Consider the following 22,296-nt stretch of genomic DNA (forward strand, 5'->3'; position numbering starts at 1 on the left):
TTTCATTTTTCTTCCGATTCCTGCTTTTTGATAGGATGGGAAAAGACAAACCGTGCCCCGTTCTTATAATTCTTATCGATCCAGATATCGCCTCCCATACGTTGTATGGTCAGTTTGCAGATCGCCAGTCCCAGGCCTGTTCCCTGCACAAATTCGTTGAGCTTCTCAAAACGCTGGAATACCAGTTCCTGTTTGTCCTCGGGAATTCCCGAGCCTGTATCGGTCACGGAAAACAGCATACACTGGTCTTCCTCATCTATTTCATAATCCAGCGTAATGCTTCCGCCGTCAGGAGTAAACTTCAGTGCGTTGTTCAGCAAGTTGGTAATGACCTGCTGCAAGCGTAACGGATCGGTGTAGAGCATATAAGGTTCTTTCGGCATCCGGAGTCTGATATCTATATCCTTTGTCCTGTTCTTTCTGGTCAGCGTAATCATGTTCTGACAATGATTGACCAGTTCGCACCATTCATACTTGAACAGCAGTTTGCCGGATTCCAGACGCGATACGTCCAGTACATCACTGATCAGTTGCAATAATAACTCCGAATTGGTCTGAATGATGTCCGCATACTCTTTTTGCTCCTCTGTTGTCTCTACGGTATCAATCAGCAGGCTGGAAAAGCCGACAATAGCGTTCAGAGGTGTCCGTATTTCGTGACTCATGTTCGAAACGAAGGCACTTTTCAGCTGATTGGCTTCTTCGGCACGCTCTTTGGCGTGACGAAGCGCGTTTTCTGATAATTCCAGTTTCTTTTTATCTTCCCTCAATTGTGCTGTTGTCTTTTCGAGGTGGTTCTTCAGAATCTTTGTCCGGTAATAATAATACAATGAGATGAACAGTCCGCCTATCAGCACAAGAAATGTAAGCAGAATAAACTGAACTTCCGTGCGATACGCCTGGAAGAAAGGTATCGGCTGGTTGATGACAAGTGAATTGAACGGTAGTTTCTTGTCATGGAATCCCCATTCTTTCAGTTTGTTGGCATCAAACTTATATTTGTTGGGCAATAAATAGATATTACTGATGTTTTCTTCTCCCTTGTCCAGAAATAGATAAGCCTGTTCAGCCATGTTTTGCCCTATTCCGGCATATTGAGGCACATATCCGCCGATAGCCCAGTAACCGATTGCGGTGGCAGTCATACTGAATACGGGAAGTGAAGGATTGGCTTTGGAGAAAGCATATACGGAGTTATTCATATACGTGATACCCCGGCTGTCAATTCTCCAGATACCTAGCAGCATCACAGAATTCTTCGGTACTTTGCGCAATTGGTTGACGGCTGCATCGAGGGTGTGCGTACGGCCATCAATGTAGGTAGTCGACAATTCAGGGTAACGTACCATGTTCTTTTTCACCCAAGCTTGCTCGGCAAGTCCGTTGTAAGTATTGTCCGAGATGAACACCAGATGCTCCATGTCCGGATAGAAACTTCGCATCATTTCGATATCTCTGTCAATGTCATATTCATATGTATTACAATATATTACATTGTACTCTTTCATCCTTTCCGTTAAGTCGATGCTTGGAGGATCATAAGTCTGTATATGGATGGAATCTTCCGGTATGCGGATACCGTTGCGGGTTGCCATAGCACAAAATACGGGAAGCTGTTTGTACTTCTCATCTTCGAGATGCAGGAAGCTGCTCCACGCTTCGCCTCCCAGCAGGATGACCAGTTTCGCATTCGGGTGTTTATCCAGAATATTGGTGAGCGTTTTTTTCCACTCCCTGGCTTGATTGAGGTCGGTAGCATTCATGTTTTCTACGATGGTGGAATACTTTCCGCCCAGCAGACGGTACGTTTCTACAAATGTGTTGATATTATCGTAAGTATATTTGGTATCAGAATTGTAGGACGTGACAAAAAGTATCTCCTCCTTCGATTCTTCCGGAGTAGCCGCATTGCTGAAGAAGGGGAGCAAAAGTAAGAAAATAACATCGACAATGCGCCATTTTTTATTTTTCTGCTGAAGTGTCATAATTGTCTGTTTTGGGTTCGGCTGTTGCAAAAATACAACTTATACCTTTGAAATACAATAGAATGTTTAGGTTTTGTGCCGGAAAAAAGGTCGCTGTGAAATTCACAACGACCTTTCCGATAGTATAGCTTAGTTTAATTTTAATGAGTCCGGTTACATTCTTTTTTCTACCACGTCCCAGTCGATGATATTCCACAGGGCGTTCACGTGGTCGGCACGGCGGTTCTGGTAATCCAGATAGTAGGAGTGTTCCCACACATCAAATCCCAGAAGTGGTTTCAGTCCGGCGCGTACGGGATTACTGCCGTTTCCTTCTTTGGTAATATGCAGTTTACCGTTCTTGTCTACTGAGAGCCAAGCCCATCCTGACCCGAATAATCCGACTGCTGCTGCATTGAATTCTTTCTTGAAGTTTTCAAAGCTGCCGAAATCACGTTTGATAGCTTCTCCCAGTTTGCCTGCCGGTTCCTTTTTCGAAGGTTTCGGAGCGAATTGGAGGAAATATAAATTGTGATTCAACACTTGTCCGGCGTTGTTGAAGATAGCTCCGTCCGGGGCAATGGCAACGATTTCTTCTACCGTTTTACCTTCATATTCTGTTCCGGGAACAAGGCTATTCAGATTATTTACATATGTTTGCAGATGTTTTCCGTAATGGAAATCTATAGTTTGCTGACTGATTACAGGTTCCAGCGCATTGTTTGCGTAAGGAAGTTTTGGCATTTCGTAAGTCATGGTCATAATTATTAAAGACATTAATATAGTATTCATATTGTCAAAACTTTAATTGGTTTTGTTATACTATAGTAACAGCCGTGAGCCGTAAAAGGTTCACGGTATTTTATTTTTATTTATAAATGTACTGTATGCGCTCCACTTGTTGCGGGTTGTCATGGTTCGTCCGGCATACCCACTGCCCGGTATTGTCATATTCATAATAAGAGTCCCCGTCGATCCGGTTGCCGTACTCATCATAGAGGCAAGTCAGGCATCCGGACGTTTTCTGGCTGTTGCCGAAGATACGTTGGTAGACGATTCGGGTGAGATAACCGTATTTGTCATATTCATACAGTTCTTTTTGCGAAAGGAGCTGGTTGGGCGAATTGACAAAGAGTATATTCTGGTGCTGTGATTCGGTCATTTTGCCGTTATCATCATATTTGTTGACTGTGTATCCTTCCAGTTCCCCGTTCTTGTTGTACTCTTTGCATTCCGTCAGCAATCCCTGTTTGTTATAGCTACTGACGGTATATCTGCCGTCCATGTATTTGAGGGAGTCACTTTCGATGCTTCCGTCGATACCGATGCGGCGTGTCCGGCGGTAGAAATCCGTTTTGGTTTTGGGGTTTGTCTTCACTTCGAAGATGCAGTGGCCTTGCGGGTCGTATAGCCTGCTGGTTTGTACTTCGTTGGCAGGCTGCCCGTTCTTTTCGGTCACGGATAATACGGTGGTAAGCTGCCCCTTATCGTTATAGATGTAGCTCGTTGTAATGTTGCCGGTGCTGTCGGTTTCGCAGCATTTCGTCAATCTTCCCTGCGTGTAATATTTCACGGCAGTAGGGGTCGATACAATTGCTTGCAGAACGAATGGTGCTCGCAGTGCGTTGGCTTGGTCACGAAACTCCTTGTATTTGTGCGTTTTGAGAAACTCTTGCAGTAAACCGAGCGATTCAGAGTTGACTATTGCCGGCTTCAAGAGCTCAAAGTCCGCCTTTTCACTGAGATATTCAAGATCGTTCAGGTGAGTCCGGGTGCCGGTGGCCAGATAAGGTGTATTTTTATAGTCATCAATAATCTGCCGGATGGCGGTGGCATTTCCTTCTTTTTTCAGGCTGTCGATGCGTTGAAACAGGAAGTCGTCGTATAAGGTACGGACTTCGGCAAGGTAGGGGCGTGGACCTCTCGTTTGATAATATTTCTGCATTTCGGGGTCCTCAAAGAAAGCTTTGAAGTTGGCAGGAGTCGGTGCGGCTTTCACCAGTTGGTAGAGCCGTACGTTTTCGGAGGCGTTGACTTGTGCGATGAATTTTCCGTCGGGATACTCCTTGACATAAGTCCGGTAGATGGCAGGCGAAGGAGTTTTGAGCATTCCTTCCAGCAGTGCTACCTCACGGAGGTTCTGTAGCCTTTGCAACATGGAGGAATCAGCCGGATATTCGGTGGCGTGAATGCTGTCCAGCAGTGCCCGGCTGAAAGGAATCTTGTCTTTTGAGGCTTCCAGCAAGCTGATGATTGACTGATCCGCCTTTTCCCGTATGTTGGAAAGCTGTATCTTTTCCCCTTCACAGATTCCCGGAAAATAGCTTTGGGCGGCTTTCTCGTAGCAGCCGAAGTAGAGGGTGGCTGCCTGCTCGCTTTGTTTGTTCCAGAGATCGTTGAGCACATCCATTAATGATAACTCTTCGGCATAATATGCCTTTGTTTCGTCATCCAGTTTTTCCCGGTTCTTCTGCCATTTGTCGGCGTCGTTGTCGTTCAGATACCTTAGCAGCTTTTCCATGCGGCTTTGCTTTTGCGCCATTGCCTGCTGTGGTATACAGGCGACGAGGCACAAGCATAAAATAAATGATAAAAATATACTCTTTTTCATTGCTTTGAGTGGTTAGGTTAAATAGTTAGTGATGAAAAATCATAAAAATATCTTCATTGTCAAATGAATGTTATACTTTTGTCGTATTGAAACAAATTTGAATGCCAAGGGTTTGTTAAAAATCCTCATTGTTTTTATAATGCTGTTATGAATACCAACTATATAGAGGAATTAAATGAGAGTCAGTGTGCAGCAGTGACTTATAACGACGGTCCTTCGCTGGTGATAGCCGGTGCAGGTTCGGGAAAGACACGTGTCTTGACTTATAAAATTGCCTATCTGCTGGAGAACGGCTATCAACCGTGGAACATCCTGGCACTGACCTTTACCAATAAGGCAGCGCGTGAGATGAAGGAACGTATAGCCCGCCAGGTAGGTATGGAGCGGGCGCGCTATCTGTGGATGGGCACTTTCCATTCCGTCTTTTCCCGCATTCTCCGTGCCGAAGCACAACACATCGGATTCACCTCCCAATTCACCATTTATGACTCGGCGGATAGCAAAAGCCTGATCCGCTCCATCATCAAGGAGATGGGGCTGGACGAAAAGACTTATAAACCGGGGATGGTACAGGCACGCATTTCGAGTGCCAAGAATCATCTGGTTTCTCCTACGGGATATGCCGCCAATAAAGAAGCTTATGAAGGGGACATGGCAGCCAAAGTGCCAGCTCTCCGTGATATATATACCCGTTACTGGGAAAGGTGCCGGCAGGCGGGAGCGATGGATTTCGACGATTTGCTGGTGTATACTTATATTCTGTTCCGTGACTTTCCGGAGGTGCTGGTCCGTTACCGGGAGCAGTTCCGTTATGTATTGGTGGATGAGTATCAGGATACGAACTATGCGCAGCACAGCATCGTACTCCAACTGACGAAAGAGAATCAGCGTGTTTGTGTGGTAGGGGATGATGCGCAGAGTATCTACTCTTTCCGTGGAGCGGATATCGATAATATTCTCTATTTCACGAAGGTTTACCCTAACACAAAAGTGTTCAAACTGGAGCAGAATTATCGTTCTACGCAAACCATTGTCTGCGCTGCCAACAGTCTGATCGAAAAGAATGAACGCCAGATTCGAAAAGAAGTATTTTCTGAAAAGGAAAGAGGTGAACCCATTGGTGTATTCCAGGCTTACAGTGATGTGGAAGAAGGGGATATCGTAGCCAATAAGATAGCTGAACTGCGTCGGGAACATAGTTATGGTTATGCTGATTTTGCGATATTATATCGTACGAATGCGCAGAGCCGTGTTTTCGAAGAGGCTCTTCGGAAACGGAGCATGCCTTATAAAATCTATGGCGGGCTTTCGTTCTACCAGCGTAAGGAGATTAAGGATGTTATAGCTTATTTCCGCTTGGTAGTGAATCCGAATGATGAAGAAGCATTCAAGCGGATCATTAATTATCCTGCCCGTGGTATCGGTGATACGACGGTTGGAAAAATAATATCGGCAGCCACGGAAAATGGTGTCAGCCTTTGGGCAGCGCTCTGTGAGCCATTGAGCTACGGGCTGAATATCAACAAAGGGACGCATGGCAAGCTGCAAGGTTTCCGTGAACTGATAGAAGGCTTTATGGCCGGTCAGGCTGACAAGAATGCCTATGAGATAGGAACGGACATCATCCGTCAGTCCGGCATCATCAATGATGTTTGCCAGGATACTTCACCGGAGAATCTGAGCCGTAAGGAAAACATAGAGGAACTGGTGAATGGAATGAATGACTTCTGCGCTTTGCGGCAGGAAGAAGGAAATCCGAATATTTCTCTGACAGATTTTCTTTCGGAGATCGCTTTGCTTACCGATCAGGATTCGGACAAGGCTGATGATGGAGAAAAGATCACGCTGATGACCGTTCATTCGGCCAAAGGGCTGGAATTTAAAAACGTATTTGTAGTGGGGCTGGAAGAAAACCTTTTCCCCAGTGGCATGGCGGGCGATTCTCCCCGTGCGTTGGAAGAAGAGCGCCGTTTGTTCTACGTGGCTATTACCCGTGCGGAAGAACATTGCTATATTTCCTTTGCCAAGACCCGTTTCCGTTATGGAAAGATGGAGTTTGGAAGTCCCAGTCGTTTTTTGCGTGACATTGATGTGAATTATTTGCAGTTGCCGCATGAAGTCGGAGTCAGTCGTGCGGTGGACGAAGGTGCAGGACGTTTCCGCAGGGAGATCGAAGGCGGGTTTGCACGTACGGCATCCCCTTCACGTACACCTTATGGAAGTAATTTCTCCGACCGTGAACGTCCGAGAGCTCAGGTGATTGCTCCCAGTGTGCCGAAGAATCTGAAGAAGGTTAGTGCGGTGAGTGGCAGTAATGCGAAGCCGGCTTCTGCCGGTTCGGCATCTGTTACAGGGGTGCAGGCAGGACAGATGATAGAGCACGAACGTTTCGGCTTGGGTGAAGTGATCAAAGTAGAAGGAACGGGTGATAATGCAAAAGCAACGATTCATTTTAAAAATGCAGGGGACAAGCAACTATTGTTGCGTTTTGCACGTTTTAAGGTGATAGAGTAATCATAGTAAATTTAGAGATGATGAGAAAACAACTAACTGTCATTCTGCTTTCTGCTCTGATGTTGGGCGGATGTGCATCGGGACGTATGGGAAATCCCGGAGCAATTGTAGGTGGTGCTGCAATTGGGGGAAGTCTGGGAAGTTCGATCGGCGGACTTATCGGAGATAATAATCATGGCTGGAGAGGCGGATATCGTGGCTCTGCCATTGGAAATATTGTTGGAACCATTGCCGGTGCAGCGATAGGGAATGCGCTGACTGCTCCTAAACCGGACCCGATAGAGGAGTATGCCTATGTTCCGGAAGTCAGGCAAGGGCAATCTCATTCCAGATACAAACCTCGTACACAGGTTCAGCAGCAGATGGCCCAGTTGAAGCTGCGCAAAATTCGCTTTATTGATGATAACCGGAATCATGCGATAGATGGCGGAGAAAGCAGCAAGATCATCTTTGAAATCATGAACGAAGGAAAGAAACCTGTCTATGATGTGGTTCCTGTCGTAGAGACGGTCGGAAAAGTGAAACACATTGGTATTTCTCCTACCGTGATGATAGAAGAGATTCTTCCGGGTGAGGGCATTCGCTATACAGCCACTGTTTATGCAGGAAGCAAACTGAAGGATGGCGAAGTGACCTTCCGTGTAGCGGTATCCGATGAGAATGGGGTAATCTGTGATTCTCAAGAGTTTACGCTGCCTACACAGCGCGCGGACTAGGATAAGAATAGCTCGAAATAGTTGATTTAACATGGTGACACTATGTGCTCGGGATAGTGACACCATCCTTGGTACATAGTGTCACTATGTTAATGGGATAGTGACACTATCTTTTAATAGCCATCTCCATATAGGGATTATATGTATTTTTTTGTTGTCGATAGTTATTTCTTCGGTTTCGTCATCGGTCAGAACCATGCCTTCGGTGAGATTATATGCATTGAGTGCAGAAACTAATCCATTTATTTCACGCTGCCTTGTTTTTTCATCTTTCATCGAACGGGTGACTTGACAGGCGGATACAATATGTCCGTTTTCACGCATGATGAAATCACATTCTATTCCGTCATCATGATAATAAACATCTTTTCTCTGGCGTTTTATCTCAATAAACACTAAATTTTCAAGTAATTGCCCGATATTATCAGTAGCATTGAAGCCCACTTTGCCGATAATCGCATTATCAATGAAATAAACTTTCTTTTGATTATTCATCTGCTTCTTTACAGACCAGTCGAATTTCATCACTTGAAACAATAGATAAGTATTTTCAAGATATTCCAGATAATTTTTAACCGTTTCCGTATGCTTGATACCTATCGTTTTTGCTAATGAAGTATAAGAAAAGCGTTTGGTTGCATTACTAGCCAAGTAATAAACCATTTCCAGCAACTCCCTTTCACCATTTAATTTGTTTCGGGTGACAACATCCTTATAAATGATGTTTTCATAGAGTGTGGATAGGTAATTAGTGTTTGGGTCTTTGATATAACGGGGAAAACCGCCTGTTTTTACATATTCATCAAAGTATCTTTTCAGTATACTTTTTCCTGTGGTAGTATAAAAGTCTTTTTGTTGCGGATATACTTCTTTTATTTTTAGAAACTCAGGAAAAGAGAAAGGATATAATTCTATTTGGCAATAACGTCCGGTAAGATGTGTTCCCAATTCTCTGCTTAACATATTGGCATTAGAGCCTGTTACAAAGACTTTGCATCCACTGTCATGCAGTCTCCGTACAAACCTTTCCCAACCGGGAATATTCTGTATCTCATCAAAATAGAAAGTCTTCTGTTCTCCGAATAACTCAATAAAGGCTTCATACAATGTTTGAAAATCATCGACCTTGAAATTGATGAGCCGCTCGTCATCAAAATTCATGTAATAGTCTTGTTCTGTTTGCTGCGAACGTATTTGCTGCAAAAGTACGGATTTCCCACATCTTCGTATACCTGATATAACTAACACTTCGGGACTGTTTACTAAACTTATATCAATATCCCTTTCTATCATTTGTGATATATCTTTTTCGCGTTGATCGAATATGATATGCTTTAATAGTTCTTTCATAATAATGGGCGCTTTTATTTGCAAAGATATAAAACTTCTCATTATAAACGAGTAAAATTAGGAAAAATTGCTCATTGTAAATGCGTAAAAAAACATAGAACTTCTCATTTATAATGAATGGCAGACGCTAATCTTTAGACAATGTTAATGAGACAGTGACAACAAAATGATGTTTGCATTTTAAATTATTATGCTGTATCTTTGTTACATAACAAATAAAACAGATAACAATGAATCCTCTTGATCTTTTTTTTGGAACTGGTGATGCTGTTAGAATGATTTTTAAACTAGGCTATGTGCCAGAAGAAAGCGAATTTTATGAATTGACTTGTGATCAGTATAAATACTACTTTGAAATTTATGGTCATACTGATGAAAAATTACGTTATGCTGCTTCTCTGTTGCCTTCTATATTTAGTAAAGATACACCTTATTCACGTGACGTGGAACCATAAATAAAAAAACATAATGAGAACTGTAAGTCTGATAACACTGTCTATCCTTATTTGTGCATGCTCTGTCAATAACAAGAATCTTCCTGATGGAATTGAGGTAATACCCGTAGAAATAGATGAAGTCTCGCAGGATGCCTCATCATTTTTAGAGAAAATAGAGATTGTGCCTTTGGAAACGAACGACTCATCTATCTTTCATAGATGTAATAAAGTCATCTACGATCAAAGTTCGGATCTATTTGCAATTTATACCAGTGATCAAATTGTTTTCACGTTTTCGGGAAATGGGCAATATATAGCAAATTCGAAGAAAATGAAAGGACAGGGGCCGGAAGACTATGTAATGGTATTGGATATTAATTTTAATCCTTATTTAAAAGGCATAGACTTGCTAAATCCTTATGGGACAATATATACTTATAGTCCGACATTCGAACTGCTAGCCAAGAGAAAGTTTAAACCGGAATTTCCATTGGAATATTTGATGGCTTTAGATGCTGAAAATTATATTTAAATAGTAATGACTAGTAGAAAAAATAGCTCGTTGATAGAAGTAGTGTATGTGGGAAAAATTATTATGATACTTTTTCTAACTATGTCATCCTGTCAACGACAGGTTTCATGTCATAAAGGTGATATTGAAATTATTGATGTCTTGAATAGAAATCATCCTATAGAAATCAATCTATACGATATTGTGGATAGTGTCAAATACGTTCCATTGGGAACAGGTGAATGTTTATTAAGTGAGATTGAATGCATAAAGAATGATGGGAAATTCTATTTTGTCAAAGATTCAAGAGGGGTATTTGTATTTGATGAAGAAGGATATTTTATTAATGAAGTAGGTCATAGAGGTATAGGGCTGGGTGAATATGTGTATTCGGACAATTTTTATTTAGATCGTGATAATAAATTGGTATGTCTTATCTGTAATTCTGAGAGAAAATTTTACAATATACTTATTTGGGAGCTTATTCTAATACAATTCAATTAGATACCGAAGATGCTAACATTGAGTATGCCATGATGTGTGGTGAAGGAGAGCTTATTGCGTATTATCCGTTACCAAATAATTATTCTCAAAACCAAAGTGAATACAGTGTGTGCAGAATCAAGAATGACTCATTAATTGGTGAAACGCTGTTAAAAGCAAAAGAAATAGGGACTCAAAATATACATTATCCTTTTCTACATTATCAAATAGCATTATTAGATAATCAATATTTTTTTATATCGGTATTGTCGAATGAGCTTTTTGTATATGAGGGAGGTCAAATAATGCCTGGATATTACGTAAATATACCAGAGAATGAGCCAAGTGAGGATTTTATAGAAGAACATAAAGACTTGAATTTTTTTGAATTAGTTGAAACATTGAAAAAAAGTAATATAGGTTTGGGAATCACTGCCATTGAGTCTTCTTCTGATTATTTATTTATGTCAATTAGCAATAAAAGTACGTTGATATGGGATAAAAAAAGATCAATTCAAATATCTGATATTTATGATCCTGATTTGAAACTTTATTCTGATTTACTTTTATCTGGTGGAGTATCAGATGAACATTTAGGTTTTTATTCTGCAGATTTTCTTTGTGCTAACAAGGAGCTTATATTGAAAGGCAATGATAGATCTCTAGCTAAATTGGTTGGAAATTTATTAGAAGATGATAACCCTGTCGTGTATCAATATTACTTCAAGAAAAATGCTATAGATATATTAATTGAAAAATATGGAATTTGATTATAACATTGTTTGTTGAATTCTCTTGTAAAAAAATGCTTTTAATAGAATTACGATCGAAATTGTCAATGCCTGTTTTTTCTTTTTACATTCTAAAAATACAAAAGAAATGATTGCTATTTGGGAACGTGACCAATTTGGATATCCAGTTTGTATTGATGAAAAGCATGTATCTGGATTTTGGAGATGCGGAGGTGAAAGTTGAAGGTTTGCTTAGACAGCCGGAGGGAAGAGAACCGATTCCGGTGAAGAAAGAAGAGAAATAACAGAAGATGCTACAAAAAGATATCAATATTTGAAGAAATCGAGTAATATACTGCTCCCATTACTTAAATTTTTCAATGATGATTATGTTATGTTTATTTGGTAAAGACAGATAGAGGATATGGAAGTCATTTTACGTATAACAGAAAGCAGAAGAAAGTTTTTTTGATCAAAGAAGGGGAGCCTTTTATTATGTATCTCTGTTTTGGCATAGTTGATAATGCTTTGCTCTCAATTTGCAAACCTGATTTTGTTCATAGAGTGGTAGATCGTAAGTTGATGCCGTCTGAGGAAATTCGTAAAATGGAGGCTTTGAAAGAAGATGATAATCCTGTTATATTGAAATGTTATTTGAAACGATGAAGCTAAATTGGTGAATTGTAGGTCGGATAGGTGAAATATATTAGTGTTATTTGAATGGAATTATGTTAAGTGAATATTTTAAACAAATTCTTTTTGTTCATTTATATATGGCGTGTTTCTTTAAAACCAAAGAGGTGTTGGTTTTAAAGAAACGGGGTCTTGGTTTTAAAGGAACGATACTTTGGTTTTAAAGGAAAACTGTCGTTTTCTATGGTGTTGATAATCAATTGTTTATGAAGATGAGATTTTACTCTTCTAAAATAGTAAATTATTCAGTCAAATAGGCTCTGAAAGTGATGATAAAGATGTGACGACATTTATATTATGGACATTAATCTTTTCACAAAATGGCTTTTGCTCTAATTTTAGTAGACTAAATAATATCTTTTTAGAGGAAAAGCTATTGATAGTTGTGAAATATGTTATCTTTGTAGTACAAAACGAACTAAAATAAAGCAAAATGAGACCTAAAAGAATAATACTGTTGTTTGTTATAGCTTGTGTCGGAGGAGTTATATTCTTTTTTGTATGCAAATATACCTATGATTTTAAAGTAGTTAAGCTTAAGGAGAAAGCGCGAAACGCTTTTATTGGGGCGGTTGATCAAGAACTAAGAAACCGGAGTGTTGATGGAGATTGTTCATTTAATTTGGATGCAAAAGCGGCTATGAGTGCTGAAATTCCAGATTCTGTATATTTTGAAGATGAAACAGGGAAACGTTGGTATCGGTTAGATCCCAAGAAGAATCGTATGAATATTACGAATAATTCTACATTACGCGCTTTGCACTCTTTTGCTTTTGGAAAAAAAGAGCTTCTTGCTGATTCTTTGAATGCCGTATGGAACGAGCAATTACGAAAGTCAAATATTTTTCTTGAATCAGCTTTGTGTGTTTCATTAATAAATATAGATGGAAGTATAAAATCACAAAATACATGTTGGAACGAATGGTGTAATTCTTCAAATTTGGTTTTTACTTCTTATATAGGTTATGCTTGTGAGATAGAGATAATAGGATATTTGTGTTATTCAGTGTGGAGTATAATGTATAAGGAAATCTTTCTCTATCTATTATTATATATAGTTTTGGTGTATGGATTTTATAAATCTTTTATAGTTCTTCGTCGTAAGTTGTATTCGTTACCTAATAAAGAAATAATAGAAATAGAGGTTATAAAAGAAGTTCCTGTTGAAGTACCGGTAATTAAGGTAGTGCAGAATATAGATGCCACTATACATTCATATAAATTGAATGAACGTTCTATATTTTATTCGGAACGGAATATTCTAGTAGTTGATGGGGTTGAGAAAAAGATTCAGCCTCAGACTTGTCGAATATTAGAATTATTTTTAGAAGAAAAAGATCATAAATATATGTTGGAATACAGTGTAATAATGGATAAACTATGGCCTGACGGATCAGGTAATACTTTACGAATGCATAAAGCGGTAGATCGTTTACGTGCATTATTTAAAGAAAATGATCTTTCTATAAACATACAGAGGAAAAATAGTGCATATCAACTAATTTTTTGGGAAAACCTTTTTGAACAGGCAAATAATAAAAATGTCGATGAAATGGAGATAATTTGAATTCTTGTTTGATTGTTTATAAAGAAAATATGGTTAGGTCCGAAATGGTCATATCTATTTTTTGCTTATTTTTTGTCTCAGTACTATTTTTGCACTTTTAATTAATCATTTAGTATATAAATAGTATGAAAAAATTGGTTGTTTTTTTGTTTTGTATAGTAGCGATTTTGCTTGTTCAACATTTAGGTTCTGATAAAAATGTGCAAAGTGCTTTGCTTCTCTATAATATAGAAGCTTTAGCTGATGATGAGCATGTTGCTATTACTCAGTGTTTTGGAAAAGGTTCGGTGGATTGTCCTAAATCTCATAGGAAGGTTGAATATGTTTTTGGAGGATATAGTCTTGAGGGGTTATATTAGGCTTTTGCCTCTTTTGCTCCTTATTTCTTGTGGTACGAAGCAGGTGGAATATCCAGATAATGTGTTCTTTTATTCTCAATTTCCACAAGAAAAAGAGTTAAAAGGAGAGATTATAGAGTTGGATTCTATTTTTTTTCGCTATCCATTTCGCGTACGTGTAGAAGGAGATAAGGTCATTGTGATGGATTTGCACGGTATTGATTATTATGCGCATCTGTTTCAATATCCTAGTTTTCGATATTTATCTTCTTTTGGAAGGCGTGGCGATTCACCTGCAGAAATGCTGTCAATAGAAAATATTCGTTTTTACAATCATAATATATGGACATTAGATGCTAATAAAAGAGAATTAATAAGGTTAGGTTTTTCTTCATCCGATGATTTACTACTCCGTGACGAAGTGGTAACATTGGGTGAAGATATTTTAAGACCGCTTGATTTTGCTATATATAATGATACTTCCTTTATTATTCCAGATTATTCAGGTGATAGTCGTTTATGTTGGGTAAACCGTAATGGAATCTCTATGAGCAAGATTGGTACTATTCCATCAGTAAAAAAGAAAGCATTACAAAATGCCCGTCCAGCTTTAGCGCAAGCATGGCGAAGCTTTCTTGATTACAATTCGCATAATAATGTGTTAGCAATGGTAACGCAATTAGGTGAAGTGCTTGAAGTATATAATCTAAAAGATAGTACGTATGTTGTTCGCATTGGTGAAAATGGAGAACCAGAATTTAAAGTAGCTGATGGCTATGGGATACCGACAGGAATTATGGGATTTAGTGATGTGCAAGTTACGGATAGCGCTATTTATACAGTGTTTCACGGTACTTCATTCAAAGATATTGCTCAACAAAGTGGCCGTTTGCCCGATGGAGGAAAGTATATATATGTCTTTGATTTGGATGGTGAACCACGATGTAAATATGTACTTGATCATTATGTGTGTGGTATTTCAGTAAATGAAACAACTAAAATGATCATTGCAACAGATGTAAATAGTGACCAACCTATTATTAAGTATCATTTCAAATGAGGAGGATATATTTCATTGGTTGTGGTAGGTAGAGTTTATTCTTGACAGCTATTAGCTAAAATAAGCTCTACCCATCCACTTTAAGGAGATTACCACCACCTCTGTCTTCCGTTTTCGTAGGTGAATATTCTTTCTTCTTTTCCACTGTTATGGCATTTCAACCATAATAATGCGTTAGCAGGTACTTGTTTATATTCTAAATACCAATTTGCCGCCGTCTGTTTGCCAAGTGATTTCCATCCCTCTTTTTCTGTCCAATAAAATAGTTCATATTGATAACCTGGAATAATGCCATTAGTATTACTACGTGGGATTAGTTCTATATGAGTTAGTTGTTGTGGACTTCCTAGGTCGACTGTTAACTGATTAGTAGACATTGTGTAATATTTATTATATTTTCCGTCTTGTAGCATTTCAAGACTAGGGTTGTTTACCATTCCGTCATACAATTGAATGGGTTTTAATAATGTTGTATCCTTATTTTCATCCAATCCTATGAAAGATAATTCAGCAAGACAACAGTCTTTTTCTTCAGGAGCAATAAAACGTATATAACGATATTTTTTTTGGGTGTTAATAGTGATTTTTTGTCTATAATATGGTATACCATTTATTGCTGTAAGACTATCTGCTTTTTTAAAGTCCTTTTGGTTAGAAGCTTCAAAATATCCGCCTTTTAATTTAACAGCATGTGTTGCAGTATAAGAGTAGTAAGTATATTTGGCTGATAAATAGATATTGTTTTTTTCTGTTTTATCTGTATATATATAGTGTACATCCCCTTTTTCATCCAAATAAAATGGTTTTCCTGCTGCTATCATGTGTCTGTTTTCATATATTGCAGGCAAATACATGATATTTCTTCCCATATTTTGAAAGAGTGCCTCTTTATTCTGTTTGATTTCTGAGCATGCGATTGGTATCCATTCGCCCTGTTCAGATACACATAAGTATCCGACATTATGTTCTTGGGTATCCATTTCTATTCGGACATCCGAACAGATAATATATTCGTCTGTTACATCTTTTATACAGAGAGAGAATTCTGGGACTATTTCTCCTACATTAGCTATTTCCAGTATGTGTTTTCTGTCAGGTTGTACGGACCAAGTATGTCTATATACTTTGGGAATCGTTTTTGAGTATTGAACTTCTATACCTTCGGGGAGATCTCCTTTTTTTATATCAAGTGTTTTGCCTTGTAGAAAGGAAGCACTACCGAATAAAACACTTGTGTTTTTTGAACTATTATCGTTTTCCAATAATTCTTCTTGTTTAATAGTGACAACTTTTACTATACCGTGCTTACCGGTGTAGTTTCCCCAATGGGGTACATAGTCCATAGTAGCAGGGATTCCTATAGAGCGAAGAAGCATGGCTCTGTAACGTACTATATCATAGCACCGTCCCATTTGCATGAGATTAACAGCTGACATGTTCATAGAATATGGATAAAGTGATTCTATCCCCCTTTGCGTGCGCAGTGAGATTGCTTGTCTGCTACTTACCCTATTAATATCAGTAATATTTAAATATTTACCTGCCCTTTTTGAATATTCATTGTAAAATTGCGGTCGCCAGTGCTCTATTTGTTCATTCCCTAAACGATAAGGTAGAATATATTCACAAAAAGTATCAAAGTCAATCCCTTTTGCCCATGGATTTGTTTTCCATGCACGATAGGCAAATTCTACATTTTGTATTAAGAAGTTTGCCGTAACAGTACGACTATCCCACTTTATCTCAGTTTTTTCTTGTCGCTGTGTCTTTTCGCAGATGGAGTCCATGATTGATGAAAATAGATCATAATCGGGATATCTTGTCATTCCTGGATTGGTCTGTTGAGTTAATACAGTATCTATTATATTAAAAGCACGATTCATCGTGTCCATTTGTGGGCTATGGTATGCATAATGAGCATACATATCTTTGATTAGGAAGAACATTGCTTTTTGTTTAAGGCTGTCTTTCTCTTGACTGTAGTAAGATAAAGCTTTTTCCAGTTCTCTTTTACGGTCTTCGGCCTGTTCCAGAGTTTGTTGTAACATCTGTTGGTATGAATCAGTGCAGGAGGTGGTATTCATGCCGTAGATCAGTATGCAGATTATATTCAATATATATTTTCTCATGATTTTTTTTCTTATTTTTTATAAATACGTATACCATAGTCATCAATGAGTGGAGGGAAACTAAGCCAAGATTCAAAAGAGTGCTTTCCATCCGACTCATAGCGTACAATATATTTGCCAGGGGCTAATATTGTGTCATATTTTTCAACTCCAATAATTTGTACAGGGATATTGTTTGTCATGGCAGGTTTCCAAATTATCTCTTGTGATTGTTCCTTTATTATCCAGCATTTGTCGGCAAAAACAATAGAATCATTTGTACTTTTATCTTTGGCTATGTATTTACGTCGCTGATTTGAATGAAAAATTGTAATATTGGATTCTTCATTTAGTATAAAATATCGTGAAGCATTCATTCTGTCGGATACATAGTTGATAGCTGTTAATGGAGATGCTTTTAGATAATCACAGGGAAGCGAATGAGGGAACAATGTATCATAAACTTCTTTTAGTTTTTGGTATTCATTATGGTTGTTTATTCTGCTTGCTAGTCTGATATGCGATTGTAATTCTTTTATATATAATGCTATGTATGGTGATTTTCTTTTCTCTTTTAGCTGTAAACAAAGTTTTTCTTTAGACTGATTGAAGTCTATTTTACAATAATTTGGTTCAAAGGTGTTCTTCAATATATCCAATGCAATAGGAGATAGTAGTAAATCTGGATTTCCGTTAGAATCAAAAGGAGATAATCCTTCTTTATTAGGATATATGATAGCGATAGTTTTTCTTAAATCGATGAATTTAATGCATAGAAGTGTCTGGCTTTCGTCAGACATAGAACTCCACAGTACTACATGCTTGTTTAGCCTAAATGTATACCAGCCTGCCAATTGGTATATGTTTTCTACATACCATGTAGGAAAAAGATTGGGAATATCTTTACCTATCGGCATGTATTCTGTAATATTCTGCTCGTCAAAATACGAAGAAATGTATTTAGTCGTAGTCAATATGTTTTTTGTATTCCATGAATGCTTCTCTTCTATCTTTAATGTATTTTTGTAGAAATCGTTATAAGCTTCGGGGAATTGCCTATGAATCAAATGTTTCATATAAAATGATATATTTTCATTATATAGAGGGAGTATTGAAGGCTGGTTCTCGGGAATATGTATAATATCTTTTACCAAGAGTTTTTCTTTGTTTATACTTCGTATAGACATGTAACAACGTAAAAGTGAATCTTCATTTATATGTTCATTTCTTATTTCTTTTGTTAGAATTAGTGGTAGAGATAAAGTTTCTATCCATTTCTCTCCAAGATTAGTTGTTTCATTAAAATTATTTTTAGTCAGAGTTTTATTGTCATCTGTTATAAAATAGTTGTATTTTCTGATTCCATATTCTTTAAATAGTGCTTCTATGTGATCGGTCGATGGAGAACGGTTGGAACATGCGGTACATGTAACAATATAGATATATATTAGCAAAAATAGTATCAAGGATAGAATTTGTTTTTTCATAATATGATAACTTATAGTAAAATAATTGCTGCAAATGTAGTGAATCTTGATATAAATATGCATGGATTATTATGCATATATATGGAAAAACTGGTATGCTTCTAGTTGGTCCGAAATGGTCAGATTTTGTCTTTGGGAATGTTCTTATCATTGCTTATTTTTGTATATATAATTAATTGAGTGAATGCGCTACTCTGCTAATGTGCTATATGGAAGTCTATTTTTTAAGAATTAGAAACTATTCAGCCAAAATATTAATTGATTATCAGTAATTTGAGCAATATATCTTGCTGGCAAATGTGTAACAATGCGTATGCTTTCTTTTGTATTGCTTGTAATTCGTTTAATTTGCTGCATTTTACTGCTAAAACATATAAAATTTGAGCAAAATTACAGAATATTAGACTGAATAGTTACGATTGTGTCTTTGGAAACGAACGACTCATCTATATTTCATAGAGGTACTAATAGTGAAACAAATATCAATAATAAAAGTTGTATAAGAAATAAATGGCACTCCCATTCATTCTTATATATTGTATGAAAATATTGTATTTCATGCGGAACAAAAGATGATAGAAGTAGATGGTGTAAGAAAGAAAATTCCAACTCAGCCTAGTCATTTATTATGGCTCTTTTTAAAAGAAAAGGAAAACGGATACATTTTAAAGGATAATTATAATATGGTAAATTTGTGACCGGATAAAACAGGTACAACATACCGAATTCATAAAACGATAGGGCGTTTACGTCTTTTACTTCAGGAAATGAACAAATCAATAGATATTATAAGAGGGAACGAAACTTATCAATCGTTTCTCTGAAGGAGTCTTGAGTAAATAATGAATACCCCAAAATGTCGATGAAATGGGGAATTTAGAGTTGGTCCGAAATGGTCAGCTCTTTTTTTTGGCAACTCATACCTTGTTTTTTACCTTTGCTTCCATAATTAATCTATTAAACAAAAATAATATGAAAAAGATAGCTGTGTATGTAGAGGCTTTAGATACGGATGTAAATAATGATCAGCCAATAGTTAAGTTCTATTATGGTTAGGGATGAGATAATTAATTTGATTAAAAAGGAGCAAGATGATGAATTGCTAAATCTTGCCGGATTATCGAACATCATCTGCTCCTTAAACTCCACAAAAAAAGGAGGTGAGGCAAAGGTAAGAATAATATGATTTTTAGCAAATAAGTTTTTGCTATTGTTTTAGAAATGTGAGTCTTAATTTATAAAGTAAAATGTTTATTATGAAAAAGAAATTAGTAGCTGTAATCTCATTGTTTGTTATTATTTTAATTGGAGGATATACAGTTTACTCTTCACAGAATAATGTGAAGTTGTCTGATCTGGTCTTAGCTAATGTGGAAGCGTTAGCTGAATATGAATCTCCTGATGTTGAAATTACTTGTAATGGGAAAAAAAATACTCCTCCTGGTAGATGCTGGCATCAGTATGATGATTGTGATTTAGGGTGGTTTCATCATCCTGAAGATTGCCGATTTTCTGGTAGTATGAGTGATACTTGTCTTACTCCTTGCGAGTAGAAGTATAGATTTTGTGAGACTGACTAGAAAGAAGAGCTTTTGATAATTCTACTTTTTACTTTTGTCTGTAAATCAGAATTATTGGACTTTCTAGTCAGTTCCTATATAAAAATGTGATACAATGAAAAAAATAAGTGTAATAATCTTGGCAATTGTTATTGTTGCGTGTACTGCAAGTAATAAAAACGTACCAGATGGAGTTGAAATAGTACCCGTAGATGTGCATAAAGTTTCTAAAGATGCTTCATCTTTTTTAGAAAAAATAGAGATTGTTCCTCTAGAGACCAACGACTCATCTATCTTTCATAAATGTAATAAAATCATTTATAATAAAAGTATGGATATGTATGCTCTTTATACTAGTGATCAATTTGTTTTTACTTTTTCTGGTAATGGAAAATACATTGATAATTCGAAGAGAATGAATGGTCAGGGTCCTAAAGAATACAATATGGTATTAGACATTAATTTTAATCCTTATTTAAAAGGGATTGATATGCTCAATCCATATGGAACAGTATATACTTATAGTCCGACATTTGGACTTTTATCTAAGAGACAATTTAAACCAGAGTTTCCTGTAGATTATCTGATGGCGCTAGATTCAGATAATTATATTTTCAATCATCCTTTTGTATGGACAAATCAAGAAGTATCGTTTATTGACTTAAAAACGCAGCAATCAGTCAATGCTAATTATGAAGGAACTATTTCTGGAAACACAATGAGTAATGATTGTTTTTATCGTATAGGTGAGCATTTTTATTTTGTACCATTTGGAGTAAATTATTATTTTTATCAAATAGATGCGAAAGAAAAGAAACTTACCCCGATTATATATCTTGATATGGGAGATGCTGAAGTCAAGGCTGATGGTTTACCTGGACGGGCAGTAGGAAAGAGGAATAGTTCTGATGAAGAAAAAAGAGAAATTACAAAAGAGGCTACAGAGAGATATTTATTTTTGAAATATTCTTCACAGAAGCTTTTGCCGGTACTTAAATTTTTCAATAATGATTATGTGTATGTTTATTTAACAACGACCGATAGAGGATATGGAAGTCATTTTATTTATAACAGAAAAATAAAAGAAGGTTTTCTAGTAAAAGATGGCAAGCCTTTCATAATGTATCCTTGTTTTGGGATAGTTGATAATGTATTACTTTCTATTTGTCAACCTGATAGGATATCTGAAGTTGTAGTTCGTAAATTAATGGCACCTGACGAAATACAAAAGATGGAGCAATTGACAGAAGATGATAATCCTGTAATAGTAAAATATTATTTAAAAAAATGATACGTTTAATAAGTTTGTTGTTTGTAACTATATTACTAACTTCATGCAAGGAGTCGAGGGTAGATAAAATAACACGTTTAGTTAATGAGTGGAGTGGAAAGGCGATTCGATTTCCTGATAATATGTGCCTAACGTCTTATGCTAATGATACAGTTATAATGAAATATGAAAGAGAAAAACTCCCTTATACTATATTGAATTATGTGGATACAATTGGTTGTATGAGCTGTAAGTTGCAATTACCAAGATGGAAAGAGATGTTAGAAGAAATAGATTCTGTTTACCCCAATAAGGTGAACTGTTTAATGGTATTCTATCCAAAGGGGAAAAGAAAGTTTATTAAACATTTAAGAGATAACCATTTTGATCGCTTTGTGTTTATAGATGAAATGGATTCTTTAAACAGAATGAATAATTTCTTACATGAAGAGCATTTATGTACATTTCTTCTCGATAAAAATGATAAAATTATAGCAATTGGAAATCCAATACTTAACTATAATGTAAAGAAAATGTATTTAGATATTATTTCGGGAAAAACGGTATTATCATCTTATGATAAGCAGCTTTTAACTGATGTATCCATATCAAAAACAAAAATAGACTTAGGTACTTTTTCTTGGAATGATGCACAAGAAGTCGAGATACAGATTTCTAATGTGGGGAAAAATACATTAGTGATGAATGATGTGATAACTTCTTGTGGTTGTATTTCGGTAGAATATTCTAAGGAACCGATTCAGTCTAATAAGGTTTTAAGTATGAAAATAAAATATAAAGCTGAACATCCTGAACATTTTGATAAGACAATCACTATATATTGTAATATAAAGGATGCACCGCTTCGATTGAAGATAAGTGGAAATGCTGAATAAA

At 37.0% G+C, this 22,296-nt stretch carries 17 protein-coding genes and 1 pseudogene; 12 read left to right on the forward strand and 6 right to left on the reverse strand.

All coding sequences use genetic code 11. The annotated features are described in order from the left end of the window. Nucleotides 1-2 precede the first annotated feature (2 nt). From K6V30_RS15235 to K6V30_RS15245, 3 genes are all read right to left on the reverse strand, one after another. Entirely contained in the window at nt 3-1,985 is a 1,983-nt protein-coding gene (locus tag K6V30_RS15235; RefSeq protein ID WP_010538297.1) for a sensor histidine kinase, read from the reverse strand. A gap of 153 nt (nt 1,986-2,138) precedes the next feature. Then, nucleotides 2,139-2,756: a superoxide dismutase gene (locus K6V30_RS15240; RefSeq protein ID WP_029425584.1), complete on the reverse strand. Its 618-nt coding sequence runs from the start codon at nt 2,754-2,756 to the stop codon at nt 2,139-2,141. A gap of 76 nt (nt 2,757-2,832) precedes the next feature. Next, on the reverse strand, nt 2,833-4,575 hold the full coding sequence (locus tag K6V30_RS15245; protein ID WP_055269392.1) for a hypothetical protein: 1,743 nt from the start codon (nt 4,573-4,575) through the stop codon (nt 2,833-2,835). A 147-nt stretch (nt 4,576-4,722) separates the two neighbouring features. On the opposite strand from K6V30_RS15245, the gene K6V30_RS15250 reads away from it, so the two are divergent. Beyond that, the gene (locus tag K6V30_RS15250) at nt 4,723-7,089 is read left to right on the forward strand and encodes an ATP-dependent helicase (protein WP_055269393.1); all 2,367 of its coding nucleotides are present in this window, start codon (nt 4,723-4,725) and stop codon (nt 7,087-7,089) included. Between the two features lie 20 nt (nt 7,090-7,109). Further along, on the forward strand, nt 7,110-7,805 hold the full coding sequence (locus K6V30_RS15255; protein WP_022300994.1) for a hypothetical protein: 696 nt from the start codon (nt 7,110-7,112) through the stop codon (nt 7,803-7,805). Between the two features lie 84 nt (nt 7,806-7,889). Here the strand turns inward: K6V30_RS15255 and K6V30_RS15260 are convergent, their stop codons facing one another. Beyond that, complete coding sequence (locus tag K6V30_RS15260; protein ID WP_010538292.1) at nt 7,890-9,155, reverse strand: ATP-binding protein; 1,266 nt, start codon at nt 9,153-9,155, stop codon at nt 7,890-7,892. A gap of 230 nt (nt 9,156-9,385) precedes the next feature. Here K6V30_RS15260 and K6V30_RS15265 point away from each other — a divergent pair, with 230 nt between their 5' ends. The 7 genes and pseudogenes from K6V30_RS15265 (at nt 9,386) to K6V30_RS15295 (ending at nt 14,975) form a co-directional block, all read left to right on the forward strand. Next, complete coding sequence (locus K6V30_RS15265) at nt 9,386-9,610, forward strand: hypothetical protein (RefSeq protein ID WP_010538291.1); 225 nt, start codon at nt 9,386-9,388, stop codon at nt 9,608-9,610. Between the two features lie 13 nt (nt 9,611-9,623). Continuing rightward, nucleotides 9,624-10,121: pseudogene (locus K6V30_RS15270) on the forward strand (6-bladed beta-propeller); the annotation flags it as partial. A 51-nt stretch (nt 10,122-10,172) separates the two neighbouring features. Further along, complete coding sequence (locus K6V30_RS15275) at nt 10,173-10,607, forward strand: 6-bladed beta-propeller (RefSeq protein ID WP_224207164.1); 435 nt, start codon at nt 10,173-10,175, stop codon at nt 10,605-10,607. Next, nucleotides 10,577-11,356, forward strand: coding sequence for a hypothetical protein (locus K6V30_RS15280; protein ID WP_224207165.1), 780 nt, complete (start codon nt 10,577-10,579; stop codon nt 11,354-11,356). Before K6V30_RS15275 ends, K6V30_RS15280 begins: the two co-directional genes overlap by 31 nt. Nucleotides 11,357-12,443: 1,087 nt before the next feature. Beyond that, a complete protein-coding gene (locus K6V30_RS15285) occupies nt 12,444-13,577 on the forward strand; it encodes a hypothetical protein (RefSeq protein ID WP_055269395.1) in 1,134 nt (377 codons plus the stop codon). Between the two features lie 125 nt (nt 13,578-13,702). Then, the gene (locus K6V30_RS15290; RefSeq protein ID WP_010538284.1) at nt 13,703-13,936 is read left to right on the forward strand and encodes an NVEALA domain-containing protein; all 234 of its coding nucleotides are present in this window, start codon (nt 13,703-13,705) and stop codon (nt 13,934-13,936) included. Continuing rightward, nucleotides 13,899-14,975 carry a BF3164 family lipoprotein gene (locus tag K6V30_RS15295; RefSeq protein ID WP_022301000.1) on the forward strand — a complete coding sequence of 359 codons (1,077 nt, stop codon included), beginning with the start codon at nt 13,899-13,901 and terminating at the stop codon, nt 14,973-14,975. Before K6V30_RS15290 ends, K6V30_RS15295 begins: the two co-directional genes overlap by 38 nt. An 89-nt stretch (nt 14,976-15,064) precedes the next feature. Here the strand turns inward: K6V30_RS15295 and K6V30_RS15300 are convergent, their stop codons facing one another. Both K6V30_RS15300 and K6V30_RS15305 read right to left on the reverse strand, forming a co-directional pair. After that, nucleotides 15,065-17,104 carry a hypothetical protein gene (locus K6V30_RS15300; protein WP_055269396.1) on the reverse strand — a complete coding sequence of 680 codons (2,040 nt, stop codon included), beginning with the start codon at nt 17,102-17,104 and terminating at the stop codon, nt 15,065-15,067. Nucleotides 17,105-17,115: 11 nt separating this feature from the next. Next, nucleotides 17,116-18,570 carry a hypothetical protein gene (locus K6V30_RS15305; RefSeq protein WP_130061589.1) on the reverse strand — a complete coding sequence of 485 codons (1,455 nt, stop codon included), beginning with the start codon at nt 18,568-18,570 and terminating at the stop codon, nt 17,116-17,118. A gap of 1,256 nt (nt 18,571-19,826) precedes the next feature. Here K6V30_RS15305 and K6V30_RS15310 point away from each other — a divergent pair. The 3 genes from K6V30_RS15310 to K6V30_RS15320 all read left to right on the forward strand — a co-directional run bounded on the left by K6V30_RS15310 (nt 19,827) and on the right by K6V30_RS15320 (nt 22,295). Beyond that, nucleotides 19,827-20,123: an NVEALA domain-containing protein gene (locus tag K6V30_RS15310; RefSeq protein WP_055269399.1), complete on the forward strand. Its 297-nt coding sequence runs from the start codon at nt 19,827-19,829 to the stop codon at nt 20,121-20,123. Between the two features lie 121 nt (nt 20,124-20,244). Further along, complete coding sequence (locus K6V30_RS15315) at nt 20,245-21,420, forward strand: 6-bladed beta-propeller (RefSeq protein WP_055269400.1); 1,176 nt, start codon at nt 20,245-20,247, stop codon at nt 21,418-21,420. Beyond that, nucleotides 21,417-22,295, forward strand: a complete 879-nt coding sequence (locus K6V30_RS15320; protein ID WP_055269401.1) for a DUF1573 domain-containing protein — start codon at nt 21,417-21,419, stop codon at nt 22,293-22,295. The genes K6V30_RS15315 and K6V30_RS15320 overlap by 4 nt, the downstream gene beginning before the upstream one ends. The last annotated feature ends 1 nt before the right edge of the window (nt 22,296 follow it).

It is taken from the genome of Bacteroides faecis (assembly GCF_020091505.1).
Classification (GTDB): Bacteria; Bacteroidota; Bacteroidia; order Bacteroidales; family Bacteroidaceae; genus Bacteroides; species Bacteroides faecis.